Source organism: Arthrobacter oryzae (assembly GCF_003634095.1).
GTDB lineage: Bacteria > Actinomycetota > Actinomycetes > Actinomycetales > Micrococcaceae > Arthrobacter > Arthrobacter oryzae.
On sequence record NZ_RBIR01000010.1, the window covers coordinates 82,154 to 102,654 of the forward strand.

General features: G+C 67.2%; 22 protein-coding genes and 2 riboswitches. Of the genes, 4 read left to right on the forward strand and 18 right to left on the reverse strand.

What is annotated here, in order from left to right:
* Positions 1–35 precede the first annotated feature (35 nt).
* Positions 36–146, reverse strand: a riboswitch (glycine riboswitch).
* A gap of 1 nt (position 147) precedes the next feature.
* A riboswitch (glycine riboswitch) is annotated at positions 148–246 on the reverse strand.
* A gap of 289 nt (positions 247–535) precedes the next feature.
* Entirely contained in the window at positions 536–1,075 is a 540-nt protein-coding gene (locus C8D78_RS17475; RefSeq protein WP_120955137.1) for a TetR/AcrR family transcriptional regulator, read from the reverse strand.
* Positions 1,076–1,142: 67 nt separating this feature from the next.
* Between C8D78_RS17475 and C8D78_RS17480 the strand changes: the two genes are divergently transcribed.
* Positions 1,143–2,753, forward strand: coding sequence for an MFS transporter (locus C8D78_RS17480; protein WP_120955138.1), 1,611 nt, complete (start codon positions 1,143–1,145; stop codon positions 2,751–2,753).
* 207 nt (positions 2,754–2,960) lie between these two features.
* Here the strand turns inward: C8D78_RS17480 and C8D78_RS17485 are convergent, their stop codons facing one another.
* Together C8D78_RS17485 and C8D78_RS17490 are read right to left on the reverse strand one after the other, a co-directional pair.
* Positions 2,961–3,440, reverse strand: coding sequence for a Dps family protein (locus C8D78_RS17485; protein ID WP_120955139.1), 480 nt, complete (start codon positions 3,438–3,440; stop codon positions 2,961–2,963).
* Between the two features lie 165 nt (positions 3,441–3,605).
* A complete protein-coding gene (locus C8D78_RS17490; protein ID WP_120955140.1) occupies positions 3,606–4,415 on the reverse strand; it encodes a sigma-70 family RNA polymerase sigma factor in 810 nt (269 codons plus the stop codon).
* Positions 4,416–4,692: 277 nt separating this feature from the next.
* Here C8D78_RS17490 and flgN point away from each other — a divergent pair, with 277 nt between their 5' ends.
* Positions 4,693–5,208 carry a flagellar export chaperone FlgN gene (gene flgN / locus C8D78_RS17495; protein WP_167467948.1) on the forward strand — a complete coding sequence of 172 codons (516 nt, stop codon included), beginning with the start codon at positions 4,693–4,695 and terminating at the stop codon, positions 5,206–5,208.
* 15 nt (positions 5,209–5,223) lie between these two features.
* Here flgN and C8D78_RS17500 read toward each other — a convergent pair whose 3' ends face one another.
* The 13 genes from C8D78_RS17500 to C8D78_RS17560 form a co-directional block, all read right to left on the reverse strand.
* Positions 5,224–5,490, reverse strand: a complete 267-nt coding sequence (locus C8D78_RS17500; RefSeq protein ID WP_120955142.1) for a carbon storage regulator — start codon at positions 5,488–5,490, stop codon at positions 5,224–5,226.
* A gap of 9 nt (positions 5,491–5,499) precedes the next feature.
* On the reverse strand, positions 5,500–6,753 hold the full coding sequence (locus C8D78_RS17505) for a hypothetical protein (protein WP_120955143.1): 1,254 nt from the start codon (positions 6,751–6,753) through the stop codon (positions 5,500–5,502).
* Positions 6,731–8,779, reverse strand: a complete 2,049-nt coding sequence (locus C8D78_RS17510; protein WP_120955144.1) for a flagellar biosynthesis protein FlhA — start codon at positions 8,777–8,779, stop codon at positions 6,731–6,733. Before C8D78_RS17510 ends, C8D78_RS17505 begins: the two co-directional genes overlap by 23 nt.
* Before the next feature lie 96 nt (positions 8,780–8,875).
* Positions 8,876–9,961 (reverse strand): EscU/YscU/HrcU family type III secretion system export apparatus switch protein, encoded by a 1,086-nt coding sequence (locus tag C8D78_RS17515; RefSeq protein WP_120955145.1) that lies wholly within the window; start codon positions 9,959–9,961, stop codon positions 8,876–8,878.
* Positions 9,961–10,719, reverse strand: a complete 759-nt coding sequence (locus C8D78_RS17520; RefSeq protein ID WP_120955146.1) for a flagellar biosynthetic protein FliR — start codon at positions 10,717–10,719, stop codon at positions 9,961–9,963. Before C8D78_RS17520 ends, C8D78_RS17515 begins: the two co-directional genes overlap by 1 nt.
* Before the next feature lies 1 nt (position 10,720).
* Positions 10,721–10,996 carry a flagellar biosynthesis protein FliQ gene (fliQ, locus tag C8D78_RS17525; protein WP_120955147.1) on the reverse strand — a complete coding sequence of 92 codons (276 nt, stop codon included), beginning with the start codon at positions 10,994–10,996 and terminating at the stop codon, positions 10,721–10,723.
* The gene (gene fliP / locus C8D78_RS17530) at positions 10,993–11,859 is read right to left on the reverse strand and encodes a flagellar type III secretion system pore protein FliP (protein WP_425266718.1); all 867 of its coding nucleotides are present in this window, start codon (positions 11,857–11,859) and stop codon (positions 10,993–10,995) included. The genes fliQ and fliP overlap by 4 nt, the downstream gene beginning before the upstream one ends.
* Entirely contained in the window at positions 11,856–12,503 is a 648-nt protein-coding gene (fliO, locus tag C8D78_RS17535; protein WP_120955148.1) for a flagellar biosynthetic protein FliO, read from the reverse strand. The genes fliP and fliO overlap by 4 nt, the downstream gene beginning before the upstream one ends.
* On the reverse strand, positions 12,504–13,226 hold the full coding sequence (gene fliN, locus C8D78_RS17540; protein WP_120955149.1) for a flagellar motor switch protein FliN: 723 nt from the start codon (positions 13,224–13,226) through the stop codon (positions 12,504–12,506). It lies immediately after the preceding gene.
* Positions 13,223–14,119: a flagellar motor switch protein FliM gene (locus C8D78_RS17545; RefSeq protein WP_244208464.1), complete on the reverse strand. Its 897-nt coding sequence runs from the start codon at positions 14,117–14,119 to the stop codon at positions 13,223–13,225. Before C8D78_RS17545 ends, fliN begins: the two co-directional genes overlap by 4 nt.
* Before the next feature lie 109 nt (positions 14,120–14,228).
* Positions 14,229–15,053, reverse strand: a complete 825-nt coding sequence (locus tag C8D78_RS17550; protein ID WP_120955151.1) for an OmpA/MotB family protein — start codon at positions 15,051–15,053, stop codon at positions 14,229–14,231.
* Positions 15,050–15,868 carry a motility protein A gene (locus C8D78_RS17555; RefSeq protein ID WP_120955152.1) on the reverse strand — a complete coding sequence of 273 codons (819 nt, stop codon included), beginning with the start codon at positions 15,866–15,868 and terminating at the stop codon, positions 15,050–15,052. The genes C8D78_RS17550 and C8D78_RS17555 overlap by 4 nt, the downstream gene beginning before the upstream one ends.
* A gap of 2 nt (positions 15,869–15,870) precedes the next feature.
* A complete protein-coding gene (locus C8D78_RS17560) occupies positions 15,871–16,182 on the reverse strand; it encodes a flagellar FlbD family protein (protein WP_120955153.1) in 312 nt (103 codons plus the stop codon).
* Between the two features lie 296 nt (positions 16,183–16,478).
* Between C8D78_RS17560 and C8D78_RS17565 the strand changes: the two genes are divergently transcribed.
* Positions 16,479–17,645, forward strand: a complete 1,167-nt coding sequence (locus tag C8D78_RS17565) for a cytochrome P450 (protein WP_120955154.1) — start codon at positions 16,479–16,481, stop codon at positions 17,643–17,645.
* Between the two features lie 160 nt (positions 17,646–17,805).
* Positions 17,806–18,723, forward strand: coding sequence for a DUF559 domain-containing protein (locus C8D78_RS17570; RefSeq protein ID WP_120955198.1), 918 nt, complete (start codon positions 17,806–17,808; stop codon positions 18,721–18,723).
* A 105-nt stretch (positions 18,724–18,828) separates the two neighbouring features.
* Here C8D78_RS17570 and C8D78_RS17575 read toward each other — a convergent pair whose 3' ends face one another.
* Both C8D78_RS17575 and C8D78_RS17580 read right to left on the reverse strand, forming a co-directional pair.
* Complete coding sequence (locus C8D78_RS17575; RefSeq protein WP_120955155.1) at positions 18,829–20,004, reverse strand: flagellar hook protein FlgE; 1,176 nt, start codon at positions 20,002–20,004, stop codon at positions 18,829–18,831.
* Positions 20,005–20,035: 31 nt separating this feature from the next.
* The gene (locus C8D78_RS17580) at positions 20,036–20,500 is read right to left on the reverse strand and encodes a flagellar hook assembly protein FlgD (RefSeq protein ID WP_120955156.1); all 465 of its coding nucleotides are present in this window, start codon (positions 20,498–20,500) and stop codon (positions 20,036–20,038) included.
* Between the last annotated feature and the right edge of the window lies 1 nt (position 20,501).

Genomic DNA, 20,501 nt, shown 5'->3' on the forward strand with positions numbered 1-20,501 from the left:
CAGGCGGCGCAGGGTACGCCACATTGATTCGGGTTCCTCCCCGCTCTGTATTGGACCTGAGAGTTTCCGCGCAGCCGTGCGTGGCCGCGCTTGCACCGTCGGTGAGCACAGCGCGCCTGGGGCGCGCCTGCTACTTTCCAGAGGTGCCTTGCCGCGGCGGTACATGGGCCTGAGAGATTCCTGGGGAGGATTTGCTCCTACGGCGCCTGCTTGTACCTACTTGCAGGACTCTCCCGCCGCAGATCGAAGGCGTATTCAGTTGGCGTCCGACCGAATATGTTCAGTCGGCACATGTTCAATCGGGGGTGACAACAGTCACAGCTCCTATTCTCCTATGCCGGGGACGCGACCGCAAACTGCCGCCCGCCCTCGGGGCCAGGTTACGGGTGCGGGGTCGCCACCCCGGGGTCGCCGCCCGGGGGAAACCCTGCGCCGACTTCGCCGGAAGCGTGCGGGGTCGCCGCATTCCTCCGGCGAATTCGCACTCCTCCGGCGACTTCGGCAGGGCGGGGTGGGCGCTAGTGCCGGGGTGCCGTCAGCGGCGCAGCTTCTCGACGGCGGCCAGGAGACTTTCGACGTCGGCCTCGATTTCGGCAGGCGGACCGGCCGGGCCGCGGCCCAGCATGGCGTTGAAGTAGAGCCCATCCCCCATATAGAGAACCGCCTTCGCCATGGCGGGCCCGACGTCGGCCGCCAGCAGCTCCAGCCAGCTGGCCTGGCCGGCGGCGAAGCGGCGCTGGGTTTCCTGATGCGCCACCTCGGCCAGGCGGGTGGCCGCTACGAAGACCCGGTCCATGGGCGTGTCCGCCCAGACGGATGACTTGATGAAATAGGCCGCCGCACCTTCCGGAGCCGCCGCCATGGCCGCAACGTCCGCCGCCAGAAGCCGGTCCAGCCGTTCCAACAGCACGGCGATCATCGCCTCCTTGGTCGGGAAATGGTAGAGCAGGCCGCCCTTGGACACGCCTGCCCGCCGCGCGACGGCGTCCAGCGTCGCGGCGCGCTCACCCACTTCAATGAGCAGGGATTCGAAGGCGTCGAGAACGGCCTCGCGGGCCACGGGTTTCCTGGGCATGCCTCCCATCATGCCTGCCCGCCTCCGCATTTCTTAACTATACCGTCCAGACGGTACAGTTAAACCCATGAGCATCCCATCGATCACCACAGTCACCAGCAGGCCGGCGGCCTCCCGGCCCCAGGCGCCCTGGCGTGATTGGGTAGCGCTGGCCCTGCTGATGTTCCCCGTCCTGCTCGTGGCCGTGGACAATACCGCCCTAACGTTCGCCCTGCCGGCCATCGCCCGCAGCCTGTCCGCCTCCGGCGTCCAACTGCTTTGGATCATCGACGCCTATCCGCTGGTCCTGGCCGGGCTGCTGGTCGCGATGGGCAGCCTGGGCGACAGGATCGGCCGGCGCCGGCTGCTCTTCGTCGGCAGCGCCGGCTTCGCCGCAGTTTCAGCCGCGACGGCGTTCGCTCCGAGCGCCGAATGGCTGATCGCAGGCCGTGCCGGGCTAGGCCTCTTTGGCGCCATGCTGATGCCGTCCACGCTCTCCCTGATCCGCAACATCTTCCCGGAGCCCAACCGGCGCAGGCTGGCGGTGGCGATCTGGGCCGCCGGATTCTCCGGGGGCGCCGCTCTCGGCCCCATTGCCGGCGGCTGGCTGGTGGAACACTTCTGGTGGGGCGCCGTCCTGCTGGTCGCAGTGCCGATCATCCTGCCCTTGATGCTGCTCGGGCCGCTACTGATCCCGGAATCCCGCGATCCAAGCCCCGGCCGTGTCGACGTGCCCAGCATCATCCTGTCCCTGCTGGTCATGGTGCCCATTGTTTACGGGATCAAGGCACTCGCCACCCACGGGCCCGCCCCGGAGGCCTTTGCGAGCATCGGCGTCGGCCTGATCATGGGCTATGTCTTCATCAGGCGTCAGCGCAACCTGGCCCGAAGCCACAATCCAGGCCACAGTCCCGCCCACAAGAGGGGCCACGGGACGGCGCCCATGCTCGATGTCAGTCTCTTCGGCAACCGGATCTTCAGCACGGCCATCATCGCCAACGTCCTGGCGCTGTTCTCGTTCAACGGATTCATCTTGTTCCTGGCCCAGCATCTTCAATTGCTGGAGGGCCAGTCCCCTTCGGCCTCCGGCGTCGCCATGGTCCCTGCCCTGATCGCCACCGTCGTCGCGGGCCTGCTGGTGGTCCCCCTGGTGCGCAGGGTGCGGCCCGGCTTCGTGGTGGCCGGCGGCCTGCTGTTGAGCGCAGCCGGCTATTTCATGGTGGCGTTCGGGGACCACAGCCACGGCCCCTCGCTGCTCCTGGCCGCCCTCCTGGTTCTTTGCCTGGGCGTGGGTGCGGCCGAGACAATCTCCAACGACCTGATCCTGGGCGCGGCGCCGGCGGACAAGGCGGGTGCCGCCGCCGCTATTTCCGAGACGGGCTACGAGGTGGGGTCACTGCTGGGCACGGCGATCCTTGGTTCCATCCTGACCGCCTCTTACCAGGGCAATCTCAGGCTCCCTGAGGGGGTGTCCGGGATGGTCCCCGCCGCGGCCACCAGCCAGGCCGGTGAAACCCTCGCCGGCGCGGTGGAGCTTGCCCGGATGCTTCCCGCTCCTTTGGCGGAGGCAGTGACGGCGGCCGCGCGCACTGCCTTCGATTCCGGCGTCCACGTCACGGCTGCCATTGCGCTGGTCCTGATGTCCGGGGCCTGCGTCCTGGCCGCCGTCGTGCTCCGGACGGTGCCGAAGGCCAGGTAACGCTCAGGCGGGGACGACGCAGATAACCTGCCGCTTCCCGGCAATGCCGTGATAGACCGCATAAAAGGCGGAAACGAAGCCCGGGCTTAAACGACCAGCGTCCGGCGCCGGGGGGAATCCCGGCGCCGGACGCTGGCTTTAAGGCCTGGCCCCGCTCTAAGGGCTGGCCGCTCTTTAAGGCTTGGCCGCGCAGCCCGTTTCCGGGCCCTACTTGCTGTCCGGCGTGGTTACGCTGGCGTTGGCCCGCATGGTCTCGGCATTGACCATCCAGGCGTACTGCTCAAACTTGGCGATAAACGCGTGCAGCAGGTCAGCGGTGGTGGGGTCTTCCTCGTCCACTTCGTCATGGACCTTGCGCATGGTGCCGACGGCCGCCTCGAGGGCCGCGACGATCCGCTCAATGGCGTCCTTCGTGTTGATCAGGCCCGCAGGGAACTCGGCGAGTGCGGTGGACTTGGAAACCGTGGAGCTCCGGCCGTCCGGCAGTGCGTGCAGGGCCCGCATTCGCTCGGCGAGGTCGTCCGCGAATCCCCGGGCGGCGTCGATGATCTCGTCCAACTGGAGGTGGAGATCCCGAAAGTTGGTCCCGACGATGTTCCAGTGAGCCTGCTTGCCCTGCACGTGAAGCTCGATCAGGTCCACTAGGACTGCCTGCAGGTTGGCCGTCAGTGTAGGTGTTGCTTTCATGCATCCTCCTGGGTAGAACCGTTACCGTGCGGGCCTGGCACGCCAATTCCTGGCGCACCGGCCGGTGTTTCCGACGCTACCGCAGGGCAGTGACGGGCCGCGAGGGTTCAGGGAGGAATTTCTCGGTCAGCTTACTAAGTAAGCTGACTAACCGATCCGGGTGTTCTAGACGGCCTCGTTGAGGACGGGCCCCTCGGGGAAGGCAGATCGGGTGATACCGCCGGATGTGGACTGTGAAAGCTGCGTCAGGTAGTCGTTGCGGCGCCGCGGCGTAATCCTGGACTGCGGCTCGAACGGCTGGCCGGGGTCGTCGGCGTAGTGTGCGGTCAGCCCGTCCCGCATGAGCCTGATGGCCTCCGAACGTTGCTGGGACACGGCGGCATGCGTGGACCCAAGTTCCGCGGCCAGGTCCTTGACCGTCCGGTCGCCGAAGTAGATTTCTTCGACAACATAGCGCATCCGGTCCGGGAGGGACTTCACAGCGGCCCGGAGGTACTGAAGCCGCTCGTCCGCGAGCACGGAGTGCTCCGGGGAGAGGGTTTCGGCGGCCAGGGTGTCCACCACGGCCTCGTCGAGGGGCGTCAGCGTCCGGGAAGCATCCGCAAGGGCGGCCTCCACCACGCTCTGCTGGACGCCGAGGGCGGAGGCGATCTCGTCCACGTTGGGGGTACGGCCAAGGGCGGACGACAGCGTTTCCTGCACGGACATGGTTTCTTTGATCCGCCGACGGGCGGAACGGGTGGCCCAGTCGCTGGCCCGCATCTCATCCGCGAAGGCGCCAAGGATGCGCCGGCGCGCGAAAGCGCCAAACGGCACGCCGAGGCCGGGATCGAACGAATCGGCCGAAGTGATCAGGGCAATAGCACCGGCTGAGGCCAAATCATCGCGAGAAAGGTGTGACGCTTTCGAGCACAAATCTGAGACGAGATACCCCACCAGCGGAAGGTGCTGCGTGACCATCTCGTTGCGTTCCACGCGATTCAATACTGTGTCCCCCCATGAGACCGGATCCGAAGGGTCGAGACCCTTAAAACGCCGAGAGCCGCACCCAAAACGAAACCGAGCTCCCCGCACCGGAGTCAGCGTTCGATGGTTCGACGCTCGATGAGGGGGTTCGAGAATGGGGCGCAGCGCCCATGGAGGAAACTTATCACCTGATCCAGATTCTGCGTGTACCCTCAGGGAAAAGCTTGGCGAAAAATGCGGGAGCCGCCCCGGGGCTGTGATTCGGGGGCGGAAGAGAATGGGGCCCATGAGCGCAGGTGATCTCTCCGCGGCACTCTGGCAGGAGCGGCGGCAGCTGGAATTGCTCCTGTTCAGGCTGGAAACGCAGCGTCTGCACGTCCAGGCCGGGAACGTGGAGTGGCTGAACTTCATGGCCTCCGAAGTTGAAACCGTGCTGGACCGTCTGCGCTTCGAGGCCTTGGCCCGGAGTGTCGAATCTGCCGCCGTGGCCGCTGAATGGGGCCTGCCGGCGCAAACCACGCTCGTCGAACTGATTTCGGCCGCACCTGCCGGGCCTTGGCCTGAGATCCTGCGCGATCATCTGGAGGCCCTGCGCGGGCTGCTTGCCCGGCTGGGCCAGGCCTCCCGCGCGAACGAAGAGGCGCTGCGGGCCGTTCCCCCGCCGGGACGCTCGGGACCGGCGGGACCTGCCGCAGTGCTGGATCAGCTGACCGCTGCCGGGAATGTGGAGCGGTCCTTGGCCGTGCTCAGTCGTACGTCCCAGCCCATCCTGGCGCAGTATCTGGGCGTGGAACAGGACTGATCCGGCGCCCGGTCCCTAGCCCGCGGCGGGAGCGGCGGGACCTGCAGGTGGTGCGGTCGGCGGCATGAGTCCGCGCAGCGCGTCCTCGGCGTCGGGTCCGGCCGCTGCAGCCGCGAGGTTTGCCGCCGCGATGGCTTCAATGACTTCCCGGCGCTGGATGGGAACTCCCCTAGGCGCCTCAATGCCTATCCGCACACCGTCACCGCGGCCTTCCAGAACCGTGATGACGATGCCGTCGCCGATCATGATCTGTTCGCCCGGCTTGCGTGTAAGTACCAGCATCTTCTCAATCTACCCTTCGCCGCGGGGAGCATCGGACGAATCCCGCCGGTTCTGCCGCGTCGGTTCCGGTCCGGCGGGGCGCCCGTCGATCCAGCCCACGGGCAGTCCCAAGCCGTTAACCGTTTCCGGGGACCCGGTCTCCGAGGCGCCGACCACGGCCACGGCGGTCACGTTGAGCTGAGCCGCGAGCACGCCGACCCAGCGCGACGTGTCCTGGTGCTTGCGTCCCGCATCGACCACAACCCAGACCTGGTCTGCCGAAAGCGCGGCGACGGACTGCACCCGGGCCAGGGTGTTCCGGGCCCTGCCGAGTCCGAACGCCACCAAGACCGTGCGTTCGCTGACCACCGCGTGAGCGCGTGCGGCCGTGGCGCTCTGGCGTCCGTCCACGTGCAGGTGGCCGTAGGCGGAGAGCTCACCGGCGGTGCGCACATCGGCACCGCCTGCGGCCGTGGACATTGCCAGGGCGGCGTCCATGGCGTCCTCTCCCAGCCCCACCAGAACCACGAGATCGCCGACGCCGGTCAGCGGTGCCGGCACGACGCCCGCCGGCGGCGTGGCCTCGGCGTCCCGCCCACCAACGGCGGTGTTCCCACGCACTGCGGCGCCGGGATCAGTGGCTGCAGGCGTTGAGGCAGCAGGAGTTGAGGCAGGGGGCGCTGAGGCAGCGGGCATTGGACGGGAGGCAGGCCGTTCAACGGGGACAGCGGCGGGCGCTGCCGCGGTCCGGAGCCCGGCGCCCAGCTGCTCCAGCAGTTCGGCGAAGTCCCGCGACTCGGTGGAGACGCCGGAACCGGCCGGCCGGTGCAGGCCCAGCTCAGCGGCGTCCGCCTCTTCCAGCAGGGCGGCGATGGCCGAGCCGTGCAGCTGATGGGACGGGCCCCCGGCTGCGGTCTTCCCTGCGCCGTTTTTTGCCTCGCCGTTCCTCCCCCCGCCGTTCGTCCTCTCGTCGGTCCCTGCAGTGGCCCCTGCCGTGGTCCCCGTGGAGGGTCCCGCACTCGCCGCGGAGGGCCCCGTGGCGGCGGTGCCGGCTTCGGCCGCTGCCAGGATGTCGGCGTCGGGCACTACTTCGCCGGTGACCACCTCATGTTTGGGCAGGACCTCAACCACGGCCTCGTAGCGGTCCTGGGCGAAGAGCCCGGCGATTCCGGGGCTGATGACCCGTTCGGCGGACACGATCCGGGCTGCGGGACCGTACTGCTTTTCCGCCTTGTGGCGGATCTCCTCGAGCGAGGCTCCCTTAAGCCGATAGCGGTTCGGCATGGCGCACGACTCCTACTGTTTCGATCCGGACATTGGCGGAGGTCACCTCGCGGTAGGACAGCACGGGTACGGAGCCCGGCTGCGAGCCGAGGAGGCGGTGGATGGCGGGCCGGAGAGCCGGGGCGCACACGAGCACGGCCTGGCGGTTCGCGGCGGCCGCCGCGTCCACGGCGGAGCCGACGGAGCGCAGCACGGCGTCGAGGCGGTCCTGCCCCATGACGATCTGGCTGCCTCCTTCGGCGGGTCGCATGTCCTCGAGCATGTGCTGTTCCAGGACGGGGTCGATCATGATGACGTTGAGCACGGGGCCGTCCATGAATTTGGCAGTGAGGGCAGGACCGAGGGCCTGCCGGGCCGCTTCGACGAGCGACTCCGGGTCCGTGGAAATTTTGGCGCGGAGCGTGAGGGCCTCGTAGATCCGGGGAAGGTCGTTGATGGGCACCTGCTCGTCCAGCAGGCCCTGAAGGACGCGCTGCAGCTCGGCGAGCGAGAGCAGCGCCGGCGTGAGCTCGTCGACGGCGGACGGGCTTTGCTTCCGCACGCCCTCGGTCAGCACGCGGACATCTTCGCGGGAGAGCAGCCGGGCCGCGTTCGCGGAGACGATCGACGACAGGTGGGTGACCAGGACGGATACCCGGTCGATCACCGTGGCGCCGGTCATTTCGGCGTTGTGGCGCATCTCCCCCGGGATCCACTTCCCCGCGAGCCCGAACACGGGCTCGATCATCGCCGGGCCGGGGAGCGAATCCAGGTTCTCGCCCAAGGCGAGCATCTGGCCGCCGGGGGCCGTGCCGCGTCCGGCTTCCACGCCCGCGATTCGGATGGAATACGTGGCCGGCGGCAGGTCCACGCTGTCCCTCGTGCGCACCGGCGGGATGACCAGGCCCAGTTCCATGGCGATCTTGTGCCGGAGGGACCGGACCCGGGCCAGGAGGTCGTCGGAGGCGCCGGAGACCATGTCCACCAGGTCCGGTGCCAGTAGGATCTCCACCGGATGGATGCGCATGTCCTCCATGAGCTTGTCGTTGGGATCCATCTCCGGGAAGTTCAGCGCGGTCGACGCGGCCTCCCGGGCCGTCTCTTCCCGCTGCTGGGTGGCCGCGGTGCGTCGGGAGGCAAGGATCAGTCCGGCACCGACGAGAATGAACGGGACGGGCGGCATGCCGGGGATCAGTGCCATGGCGAGGGCGGCGACGCCGGCGATCATGAGCGCGTTGGGCGACTGCATCAGCTGGGTGGAGGCCGTCCGGCCCATGTCCGACTCGGCGTTGGACCGGGTCACGATCATGCCGGTGGAGACGGCCATGAGCAGCGCTGGGATCTGCGTGACGAGCCCGTCGCCCATGGTCAGCAGCCCATAGGTGTTCAGGGCGTCACCGACGTCCAGGCCGCGCTGGATCATGCCGATGGCGATGCCGCCGACGAAGTTGATGATGATAATGATGATGCCCGCGATGGCGTCGCCCTTGACGAACTTCGAGGCACCGTCCATAGCGCCGTAGAAGTCGGCCTCGGCGGAGACCTCGGCCCGCCGTTCCCGGGCCTGGGTGTCGGTCAGGAGTCCCGCGTTGAGGTCGGCGTCGATCGCCATCTGCTTGCCGGGCATGGCGTCGAGGGTGAAGCGTGCGCCCACTTCGGCCACGCGCTCGGCACCCTTGGTGACGACGACGAACTGGATGACCACGAGGATCAGGAACACCACCGCGCCAATGATCATGGAACCGCCGACTGTCACCTTGCCGAAGGCGTCGATGACCTGCCCGGCGTAGCCGTTGCCCAGGACCAGACGGGTGGAGGCGACGTTGAGTCCCAGCCGGAACAGCGTGGCCACCAGCAGCAGGGACGGGAACACGGAGAAGTCCAGCGGCTTCTTCACGAACATGCTGGTCAGCAGGACCAGCAGTGCCAGCAGGATGTTGCAGACAATGAGGAAGTCCAGGAGCGGCGCGGGCACGGGAACCACCAGCAGCAGCACGATCCCCACGATGCCGATGGGCACCACCAGCCGGTTCAGCCTGTTGTTCATGGTGCGGTCCTTTCACAGACGCTGATTCCCAAAGTTTTCACGCCGTGCCTTACGCCGCGCGTCCGGTGTTTCGCCGTGTGTTTCATACGGTCTGTCTCATAAGGCGGCCGCCGTGCTCATGCGGTGCATCCCGGCGGCGGCGCCGCGGGACTTCAGGGCCATGACGAATGCCAGGACTCCGGCCACCGCCCGGTAGAAGTCCACCGGGATCTCGTCCCCCAGCTCGCAGGCCCCGTGAAGGGCCCTGGTCAGGGGGATGTCCTGGACCATGGGCACGTTCTTCTGCTCTGCCTCTTCCCTGATCCTGGCGGCCACGTGCCCGGCGCCTTTCGCCACCACGCGGGGGGCGGACTTGCCGGGCTCGTATTTGAGGGCCACGGCCACGTGCGTGGGGTTGACCAGGACGACGTCGGCGTCCCCGATCGCGGCGATCATGCGGTTCCGGCTCATGGCCATCTGGCGTGCCCGGCGCTGGGACCGGATGATCGGGTCGCCCTCGCTGCTTTTGTTCTCGTCCTGGACTTCCTTCTTGGACATGCGGGTCTTCTTGCGGTTGCGCCGCATCACCACGAAGAAGTCCGCCACGGCGAGGATGATTCCGGCGGCGACAGCGAACTGGACGAGGGAGGCGATGCCGCCGCCGGCGGCGGCCGTGACACCGGCGACGGGGAGCCCCCCCGCGGTCAGCAGCACCGGGATCAGCCCCTGCACGACCGTGTAGAGGACCAGTCCCACCACGCTGACCTTCAGCAGCGCCTTGAGGCCGCCCCACCACGCCTGGGCGCCGAAAATCCGCTTGATCCCGCTGAGCGGGTTGAAGTGGCCGAACTCGAGCCGGAATTTCTTGAGGTGGACACCGCCCTGGAGGGCGGAGCCGGCGAGGACCGCCACAAACACCACAATCAGCAGGGGCCCGACGATCCCGGCAATGGAGGCGAATCCGTTCTCCATGGCTTGGACGGCTTTGCCGGGATCGGGCGCGGAAACAATGCCGCGGACGGTGAAGAGCTGGTCCGTAGCGGCGTTGGCGGCCCGGCTGACCGTGCTGGGCAACATCAGCGCGGCGGCGCCGACGCCGAGCCAGGCGGTGAGGTCTTGGGAGCGCGAGAGCTGGCCCTTGGAGCGGACCTCCTTCATCCGCTTGTCAGTGGCCTGCTCGGTCTTCTCCTGTGAATCCGCCATCAGCCCACCCCCAGCACTGCTTTGGCCGCTTGTCCGGCGAGGCTCGAAACGATCCGCGGCAGGGCCAGGAACATGAAGCCGGCCAGCGAGAGGGTCAGGAAGATCTTGAGCGGGAAGCCCAGCGAGAACGCGTTGAGTGCCGGCGCCACGCGGGTCAGCAGGCCCAGGCCGACGTCGGCGAGGAACAACACCACCAGGAGCGGACCGGCGATCTGCACCGCAGCGAGGAACATGCCGGACACCGCGGTGATGATGGCTTGCACCGGCTGGGCCAGGTCTATTCCGCCGGCCAGGGGCAGCGCCGTGAAGCTGCCGGTGAGGCCCGTGATGACCAGCTGGTAGCCGTCGGAGGCGAACAGCAGGGCCAACGCCGCCATCTGCATGAGCCGGGTGAACTGTGCGCCGTTGACCATCATTTGGGGGTCAAACGCCTGGGCCATCTGGAACCCGCTGAAAAGGTCAACCAGGCTGCCGGCGGACTGGATGGCGGAGAAGATCACCAAGACCAGGAAACCCAGGACAAGCCCGGTCACGAGCTCCAGGACCACGCCGGTGAGGAATGCCGCGGTATCGCGGGGCGTGTAGCCGCCAACCATGCGCTGCGTCACTGCCAGCCCCAGGCCCAATCCCAGCATGGCCTTCACGCGCCCCGGAAAGGCCTGGTGCGAGAAGGGCGGTGCCACGATCAGGAAAGCGGTCATCCGGACCGTGGCCAGCAGCAGGACTTCCAGCCAGGTCGGGTCGATGGGGATGCCCACCTCACAGGCCTCCGAGCAGGGACGGTATTTTTGCGAAGAGGTCGTTCGTGAACCCGACCATCTCCGAAATCATCCAGTGCCCGCAGACGATCAGGGCCACAGCCACCGCGGCGGCCTTCGGCACGAAGGACAGGGTGGCTTCCTGCAGCTGCGTGACGGACTGCACCAGCGAGATGGCGAGGCCCACCACCAGCGCGGTGAGCAGCACGGGCGCGGCGAGCTTCGCGGCCACGATCATGGCCTGGAGGCAGATGTCCAGGACGGCGTTGGTGTTCATCCGGTCCCCGCATAGCTTTGGACGAGCGCCGTGATGATCAGGCCCCAGCCGTCCACCAGGACGAAAAGGAGGATCTTGAAGGGCAGCGAGATCATGACCGGCGGCAGCATCATCATGCCCATTGACATCAATGCCGCGGACACCACGAGGTCGATGACGAGGAACGGGATGAAGATGACGAAGCCGATGATGAACGCCGCGCGGAGTTCGGAGACCATGAACGCCGGGATGAGGGTCTGCAGCGGGACGGCCTCAGGCGTGGCCGGGTTCTCGGCGCCGGCGGCGCGGGTCATCAGGGCGATGTCCTCTTCCCGCGTGTGGGCGAGCATGAAGTGCTGCAACGGTCCGGACGCGGCACTGACCGCACCATTGAAGTCCAGTTTGCCGTTGAGGTAGGGCTGGATTCCGAGGTTGTTCATCTCGTTGATGACGGGCCACATGACGAAGATCGAGAGGAACAACGCCAGCCCTGCCAGCACCTGGTTTGGCGGGATGGACGGCAGCGAGAGCGCGTTGCGGGTCATCGCCAGGACCACGAAGATCTTGGTGAAGGAGGTCATCATCAGCAGCAGCGAGGGCGCGACGGCCAGCAGCGTGATCCCGATCAGGGTCAGGACGGCGGAGGAAGGTTTGCCGTCCATCCCGTTGATCTGGATGTTGACGTTCCCCGTGCCGGGGCTGGCCGGATCCGTCGGCGGCACCGGCGGGGCCGGATCGACGGGCGCTGCGTGCCCTGCCGAGGCATTCAGCCACAGCAGCAGGAGCGCCAGCAGCACGGCGGCGAGCCCCACGGCCAGGAGCCGGAGGGATCTGGCGCCGGCGGGACTCAAGCGTGCCGGGCTGGCGGGGAGGGCGGGAATCAATTGCGGCGTCCGCTCCTGAGAGCGGCCGCGGCCTGCTTCCACGTGGAGCCGGCAAGGATGGACCCGTGCAGGGGCGGATGGGCCGAGGCTCCGGTGGCGCTCCCCCGGCCGGCGGGCCCGCGGGCCTGCGAGCCCCGGTGAAGGGAGCTGCGGCGCGACGACGGCAGGTCCCGGGACGCGACGGCAGCGTCACCCACGGGGTCTACGCGGCCGTCCGTGTCATCAGCAGACGACGCATGAGCAGACGAAGCATCAGCTGACCGGCCCTCGATGGAGTGGCCAGCCGGCTGGCTGCTGAAGTGGTTGCCGACCAATGGCGTGGCCTCCGCCAGAATCCGGGCGAAATCCCCGAGGCTTCGGCTGATGCCGGGTACCGGGGCTTCTTCGGGTTCGGGCGGGATGTCCCCGGTGTGCAGAACGTTCACTGCGTGTTCGGTGACGCCCAGCAGGAAGCGCTGCCCGGCGGCGTCGACCACCACGACGGACGCTTTTTGTCCGAGGCTCTGCCGGCTGACGATGGTCAGGGCGCGGTCAGCCCGGCGCCGTCCCGTGCCCTTGCCCAGCCTGCGCTGCAGGAGCCACATGAGGCCCAGCACCGCGCCCAGGGCCACGACTACCCGCAGCCCGAGGATCAGTGCATCCATTCAGCTGAGCCCCTCGGCGACGTCGAGGATGCGGGTAATCCGCACTGCGTAGTCCTGGTCCAGGACCACAACTTCGCCGTGCGCGATCAGCCTGCCGTTGAGCAGGACGTCGGCCGGGGCGCCGGCGGAGCGGTCCAGTTCGATGATCTTTCCCGGTTCCAGTGAGAGCACGTCGCGGACCGACATCCGGGTGCGTCCGATCTCCACGGTCAGGGCCATCTCGATGTTGTTGATGCGGCCGAGCCGGCCGGCCACGGTGTCTCCGCCGGCGAACACGTCCCCGGCACGGTCGTGGTTGTTGCCGTGTTCACGGAGCCGGACAGCGAACCAGGCCGCGGCGTTGACGCCGTCGGAGAGTTCAAAGACCGCCGTGTCGGGGTCCGAGAGAAGCCCGGAGACGTCGGATTCACGCAGATCGGACAGGACGCCGGCGCCGAAGACCGAGCTGGCGCTTTCCATGGCCGGACGCAGCACGTCCGTCACGGACACGTGTCCAAGCTGGGTCCCTGCCCCGGCAGCCTCGTCCAGGAAGGTGCGGTCGCTGAGCATCAGCGCGAGATCGGCGGTGACCGCCCCAACGAACGTTGCGGTGACCGCCTGGCGGGCGTAGGCGGCCGCGGCCCGGGCAGGCACCAGGGCGACGACCTTCAAGGCCACCGGGCTCGGCAGTTCCTCGACGAGCCGCTCCGCCGACAATTCGTGCTTGGTCAGGGTGATGCTCATCGTTGGTTCTCCTCGATTGTGACAATGACTGCGGCCGCGCGGGAGCCGTTGCGGGCCGGGGCGGCCGTGGCCAGCCGGGTTCCGTCCAGGGTGAGGTCAAAGGGCCGGTTTTCCAGGTGCGGCAGGGTCAGGACGTCGCCGACCGCGAGTCCCAGGATCTCGCTGGGGGTGACAAACGACGTCGAGAGCCGCACCGACAGTTCCACCGGCACCTGTTCCAGCTGGGCGCTGACCCGCGCCGCTGCGTCGCCGCGCGTGTCGGTCGGGTTGACCTTCTTGAGCCGTCCCAGCAGGATGGCGGCCGGGACAGCCAGCGTGGCGGGGGCGTTGACGTCGCCGACGCTCATGGTGAAGGAGGCGACAATCATCAGTTCGCTCGGCGCCGCGGCCTGGGCGAACTGGGAGTTGTACTGGATCGTGTCCACCCGGACGGCCTCGCTCAGCAGCGGGCCGAGGGAGTAACCGAGGTCTTCGAGGGCCTCGTCCATGAGGCCCTTGATCAGGGCCTGCTCAATCTGGGTGAACTTCCGGTCCGGCATGGGCGAGTCGTTCGAGGCACCGAGCATGCGGTTGACCCAGCCGAGGGCGGCCGGTCCGGGGAACTGCACCACCAGTTTGGAATCGTGGGCCTCCACGGTGCACAGCACCATGGCAGTGACGGCGGGCAGTGAGGCCGCGTATTCGTCGTAGCTGAGCATGCTGACGTCTTCGAGGCGCACCACGGACTTGACCCGGACCTTGGCGGTCAGCTGGGTTCCCCACTGGCGGGCGAAGGTTTCGAAGGCGAGCTCCAGCACCCGGCTGTGTTCGCGGGCGAGCGTCGCCGGACGGCGGAAGTCATAGACGCTAACGGTCCGCTCCCGTGCCACTTCCCGCTCATCCAGAACACTCACGGTTGCCACTATCGGCAAGCGGTCCGCCGTCGTAAGCAGTAAGCGGCAGGCAATACGGCGCAACCCGCATCAGGCAAGAAACAGTGAGCAAGAACAGCAGGCAGACTGTCTATTTCTTGCTCAGCTTCAGCGCTTCCGGAATCAGGGCGCGGATGACGTCGGGCTTGTCGGACAGGACCACGATGTCCACCCGGCGGTTCCGCTCCATCAGCGCCGGGGTTGAGTCGTCATTGACCTGGCGGGCCGAGCCGAACGCCACGGCGCCGATGGTTCCGGGGACAATGCCGCCCCGGTCCACCATGTATCGCAGGACGTTGACGGCTCGCGCCGAGGACAATTCCCACGTGGACGGATAGGCCGTGATGCCGTTGGCGGCGTGGCCCTCGATCATGATTTCCATCCCGGCCGGTTTGAGCACCGGCGAGATGATCTGCAGCACGTGAGTGGCCCGGGACGTAAGTTCGGGCCGGTCGGGTTCGAAGAAAGCCTGCGATCCGACCAGCTTGACCGTCAGGCCGCGCTGGTCGATCTGGAACTCGACGTTGGCGCTCAGACCGGCGACGGCCAGCCCGGCCTGCATTTTCGCCTGCAGCGCCTTGAGCCGGTCCACTTCCTTGATCGCCGCGGCCATGTTCTCCGGGGATGTGGTTGCCGCGCCCTTGACGGCGGCGAAGGCCTCGAGGTTTTTGTCGACGAGGTCCGGCGGCACCACGGTGCCCGATGCGGTGTCCACCGTCTTTGACGACACCGCGCCGAAGCCCGTGGCCAGGGAGTTGCGGAGCTTTTCGAACTTGTTGGCGTCCACGCTGGACATGGCGTACAGGACAATGAACATGCACATCAGCACGGTGACCATGTCCATGTAGGACGCCATCCAGCGCTCGTCGACGTGATGTTCTTCCGGTTTCTTCCGCCCGCGCCGCCTGGAACTCACGCGGCCTCGTCAAGCGCGTCGGAGTTGTCCTTGCCGGCGGCTTTCTTATCCCCGCCTGATGCCTTGAGCTGGTGTTCAGGAACCATCGAACGCAGCCTTTCGGCGAGCAGCAGGGGCTGGGCGCCGGCCTGAACGGCCAACATGCCCTCCATCAGAAGCGTCATCCGTTCGATGTCCAGCTCAGAGAGCCTGGCCAGACGGCCGCTGAAGGGAAGCCAGAGGAAGTTGGCGGACAGCAGGCCCCAGAGCGTGGCGACGAATGCTGAGGCAATCATGGGCCCGAGTTCGTCCGGTGTGGAGAGGTTTTCCAGGACGTGGGTCAGCGAGACGACGGTGCCGATGATGCCGACGGTGGGGGCGTAACCGCCGAGGCTCGCGAAGAATTTCGAGTTGGAATGGTCGCTGCGGGACTTGGAGTCGATCTCATCCTCCATCAGCATCCGGAGCTCTTCGGCGTCGGTGCCGTCGGCAATGTTCTGCAGGGCGCGCGTCAGGAACGGATCCTTGACGCTGGCCGCTTCTTCCTCCAGGGAAAGCAGACCCTCGCTGCGCGCCTTTTCCGCGAACCGGACCACCTGGTCGATGCTGTCCTGCGGTTTGGACGTCTTGCCTGCGAACATCTTGGGGAGGGCCTTGAAGGCCTGAATGACGTCTTTGAGGGTGTTGCCTGCGATCCCGACGGCGAGGGTGGCGCCGAAGACCAGGACCATGGGGGCCGGCAGCAGGAGCGAAGTGACACTGCCGCCTTCCATGGTCACCATTGCGATAACGGAGCCAAAGGCGAGGAGCAGTCCGATGACTGTTGCGGGATCCATGATTACTTTCTGGGTTGCACGGGGGCCGTGGGGCCGTCGCCGTCGATGTCGTCGGAGTCTCCGTCGTCGTCGGACGTGTCAGTCCGGACCAGGCTCAACGGATAGCCGGTGATGGCCGGAAAATCCCGGGCCTTGCTCAGGATGTAAGCACGGTAGTCGGCGATGAGTTCAACCACTTCCGCGAGGCTTTCGAGCACGACGTAGGCGGCGCCGTCGAGCGTCACCAAGTGCGTATCCGGGCTCTCGTGGATACGCTCGATGAGGTCCGGATTGACCGCGAAGCGCGTTCCGTTGAGGCGTGTGACGACGATCATGGGCCGATTCTGCTCTGTGAGGGGAGTGGTGTTCTGCTCCGTACTGTCGGCAGGACGGGCGTCTTCGTTAGGCGGCGGGGCCAGGTCCGTCTCCGCCGCTTAGCCGGCACAACAGCATCGGCCCGGAATGCCGGGATAGCCCCTGCGCCCCTGTCCCAAGCCTGCTGTGCGGTATTAGGGTGGGCTGACGGGGCCAAGCGGCCCGCCCCGTTGGACGACCGCCGGGTGCCTTCCGTCCAGTGTCATTACTCCAGCGCCGGATTTAGCGGCCGCCCGGCTCGTCAGGAAGGCCAGCCATGGTGCCATATCCCGCTCTTGAGCAGCCGTTGAACCCTTTTCCACGCTATGAGGCCATGCGCCACAGTGATCCCGTTTTCCAGGATCAGGAGACCGGGGTGTGGCACGTCTTCCGTTACGACGATGTCCAGCGCGTCCTGTCCGAGCACGCCACGTTTTCTTCCCGGATCGGCGGCGACAACCCGTCCGAAACAGGCCAGCTCTTCGCTGCCAGCCTGATCAACACGGATCCGCCCCGGCACCGCCAGTTGCGTTCCCTCGTGACGCAGGCCTTCACGCCGCGATCGGTGGAAGCGCTCGCCCCGCGCATCTCTGCCCTCACCGATGAGTTACTGGACCCGGTGGTGTCCGCGGGCACGGCGGACCTGATCGAACAGCTGGCGTATCCGCTGCCGGTGATCGTGATCGCGGAACTCATGGGCATTCCGGCCGCGGACCGGGACCGGTTCAAACAATGGTCTGACGTGATCGTGAGCCAAACCCGTCCGGGCGCGGATGAATCCAGCCACACTGCCGCGCACCGGGAAATGGCGGAGTACTTCATGGGCATGATCGAGCAGCGACGCCGCCAGCCGGGCCAGGACCTCATCAGCGCTCTCCTGGGCGCCGAGATCGACGGGCAGAAACTCAGCGTGATCGAGCTGCTCGGTTTCTGCAGCCTGCTGCTCGTCGCCGGGAACGAGACCACCACCAACCTGATCGGCAATGCGGTGCTGTGCTTCACCGAAGTGCCGGGACCGGCGGAGCGGCTGACCGCCGAGCCCGCCCGGCTCCCGCACGCGATTGAAGAAGTGCTGCGCTACCGCTCGCCCGTGCAGTCCATGTACCGGATCACCGCCGTCGACACCACGCTGCAGGACCGGACCATCCCGGCGGGATCCCCGGTCGTGGCCTGGATCGGCTCGGCGAACCGCGACGGGGACCAGTTCCCGGACCCGGACATGTTCGACGTCGGACGCTCACCCAACCGCCACCTGGCCTTCGGGCAGGGCATCCACTTCTGCCTCGGCGCTCCCTTGGCCCGGCTGGAGGCCAGGATCGCGCTGCAGGCCGTGCTGTCGCGCCTGCCCGGGTTGGCCGTGGACCCCGAAGCGCAGCTGGAGCGGATGGAAAGCACGATCGTCTACGGCGTAAAGCAGCTCCCCGTGACCTGGCAGGTTGCCTGAGGGCGGGCGCCCCGGCCCACCGGTTGATCTGCCCTTAACCACCCGTTGCCCTATCACGTAGGGTTGCTTCGCCGCCGGAATGACAGCCATACGTGCCAGAGCAACGGAAGGGTGTGGATAACTTCAGCAGCATCACGCATTTACGGCAAAAATGGTCCGCATGCGACCGCCCGCGCCTTTGCCCGCCCATCTATCGACTGCTCCGTTCACCGTGCACGAGGCGAGAGCCGCCAATCTGAGCCGGGCCCGTCTCCGAGCATCCGACGTCGCCCCGGCCAGCCGGTTGATCTACCTCCCGGTGGGCTGGGACTTTGAGGTCCGAAGCCTGGCACCGGCGCTCTCGGCCGCGACGCCAGGCGGCTGGATCTCGCATTTGACTGCCGCGGTCATCCACGGGCTGTGGCTTCCGGCGTGGTTTTGCCAAAGCCGGGAGTTGCATCTCAGCAAGCCCCACGACCTGCCACCGGTCCGCCGAAAGGGCGTGGTGGGGCACACCGTGCTTGCCTTCCCTGACGAGGTCACGCTGCTGGACGGTATACGCATTTCGACCCCGGCGCGGACGTGGCTGGACCTCGCCCGCATCCTGCCGTTGGAAGACCTGGTGGCCGTGGGTGACCAGCTGGTGCGTCACCCGCGCCCGGGGCTGGAGATCCGCGCCAATCCGTGGGCCACGCGGGAGGAACTCCGGGCGATGCTCAAGCGTCACCCGAAGCTTCAAGGGATCGTGAAGGCCCGTCAGGCGACCGAGCTGATACGCGCCGGTGCCGACTCTGCACCGGAGACGTTTCTGCGGCTGGCGCTCACCGCGGCCGGGCTCCCGGAGCCGGAGCTGCAGGTGCGGATTGTTCCGGAGGACCCGTATTCACCGGCCGCAGACCTGGGCTACCGCGAACAGCGCATAGCCATGCAGTACGACGGCGCCCACCACCGCACGCGCGAACAGCAGTCCCGTGACAACCGCCGCGACGACGTCTTCAACGCTGCGGGATGGCGGTACTTAAAGTTCAACGCGGACGATCTCGCCGATAGTTTCCGGGGCGCGGTGCGCAGGGTCCGCATCGCCCTGCGCACCCGTTAAGCACCCGTTGCCCTATCACGTAGGGTTGCCTCGCCGCCGGAATGACAGCCATACGTGATAGAGCAACGTGGAGGTGAGCGCACCCCGGAGGGTGGGCGCCGGGAACTAACGCTTCAGCTGGGTCAGTTCCTGCAGGACCTCGTCCGAGGTGGTGATGATGCGGGCGTTCGCCTGGAATCCGCGCTGGGCAACGATCAGGTTGGTGAATTCCTGCGACAGGTCCACGTTGGACATTTCCAGGGAACCGGCGGACAGGGTGCCGATGCCGGGATCGCCAGCGCCGCCCAGCTGGACTCCGCCCGAGTTGGCGGTGGCCACGTAGGAGGAGCTCCCGGCCTTTTCCAGGCCGGTGGGGTTGGTGAACTTGGCCAGCGCAATCTTGGCAAGGACCTGCTTGGTGCCGTTGCTGAACGAGCCGATCAGGGACCCGTCGTTACCGAGGGTGAAGGACTCGAGCTTGCCGGTAGCGGAGCCATTCTGGCCGCTGACGGTCAGGGTGCTCATGCCGGCGTAGGCGGAGACCTGGGCAAGGTCGACGCCGATGCCGCCAACGGTCAGTGCGGCCCCGGGGTCGAGCTTGCCGTTCGTAAACGTCCGGGTGATCGGTCCGCCGCTGGTGGTTCCATCGGTGCCCCCGATGTTCCAGCTGTTGCCGCCGTTGGCCGTGAACGTCAGAGTCATGTCGCGGGCCGCGCCGGTAGCATCGTAGACCTTGACGACGCGGTCGAAGGTGGTTCCGGCGGCCGCGTCGCCGGGCAGGTTGCCGTCCAGCGTGATCTTGGACGTCGCCGTGGCGACCATGTTGTTCGGGTTCAGGGTGATGTCGCCGATTGCTCCGGCCGTATCGATGGCACCGCCGCTCTTGGCAGTCCAGCCCTGGAGGATCCCGCCGTCGGGGCTGACCAGCTGGCTGGCGGCGTCGAAGTTGAACGACCCGGCGCGGGTGAACAGCTGCTGGCCGCCCTTGCTGGTGACGAAGAAGCCGTCGCCGGAGATCATCATGTCGGTGGCGCGCCCGGTGCTCTGCGAAGATCCCTGGCTGAAGTTGGTGCTGACACCGGCGACGCGGACGCCGAGGCCGATCTGGGCCGGGTTGCTGCCGCCGGACTGCCCCTGCGGGGCGGAGGCACCCTGGGTCATCTGCGAGAGGGTGTCCTGGAACTGGGTGGTCGAGGACTTGAAGCCGGCCGTGTTGACGTTGGCGATGTTGTTGCCGGTGACGTCCAGCATGGTCTGGTGGGCGCGGAGGCCCGAGATTCCGGAGTACAGCGAGCGGAGCATGGGAACTGCCTTTCTACGGGTGAAGAACTGGTTAGGGGGCGGCCGGAGCAGTGAGCCCGGTGATGGAGTCGAGGGGAACGGAGAGGTCACCGATCTTGACTGACGGGACTGAACCCGCATAGGAGACCGCGGTGGCGACGCCGGTTCCGGTGGTGCCGTCCGCGAGCGTGTACCCGACGGAGTGGCCGATCAACTGGGCCGCCGCCGTCCGCATCTGGAGGGAGAAGCCCTCCTTGCTGTTGCTGGTCAGTTCGGTCATTTTTTCCATCGTGGAAAGCTGGAGGGTCTGGCTCATCATCTGGTTGGTGTCCATGGGCGCGCTCGGGTTCTGGTTCTTGAGCTGCGCCACGAGCAGGGTCATGAACACGTTGGCATCCATGGTCTGCACGGGCGTCCGGACGGCGGACGCTGCCGTCGTGGCCCCCGCGCCGGAGACCGGCTGAGGGGTGACCGTCTGCGGTGTGATCGGCTGGGATGCGATCGGCTGAATCGTCATA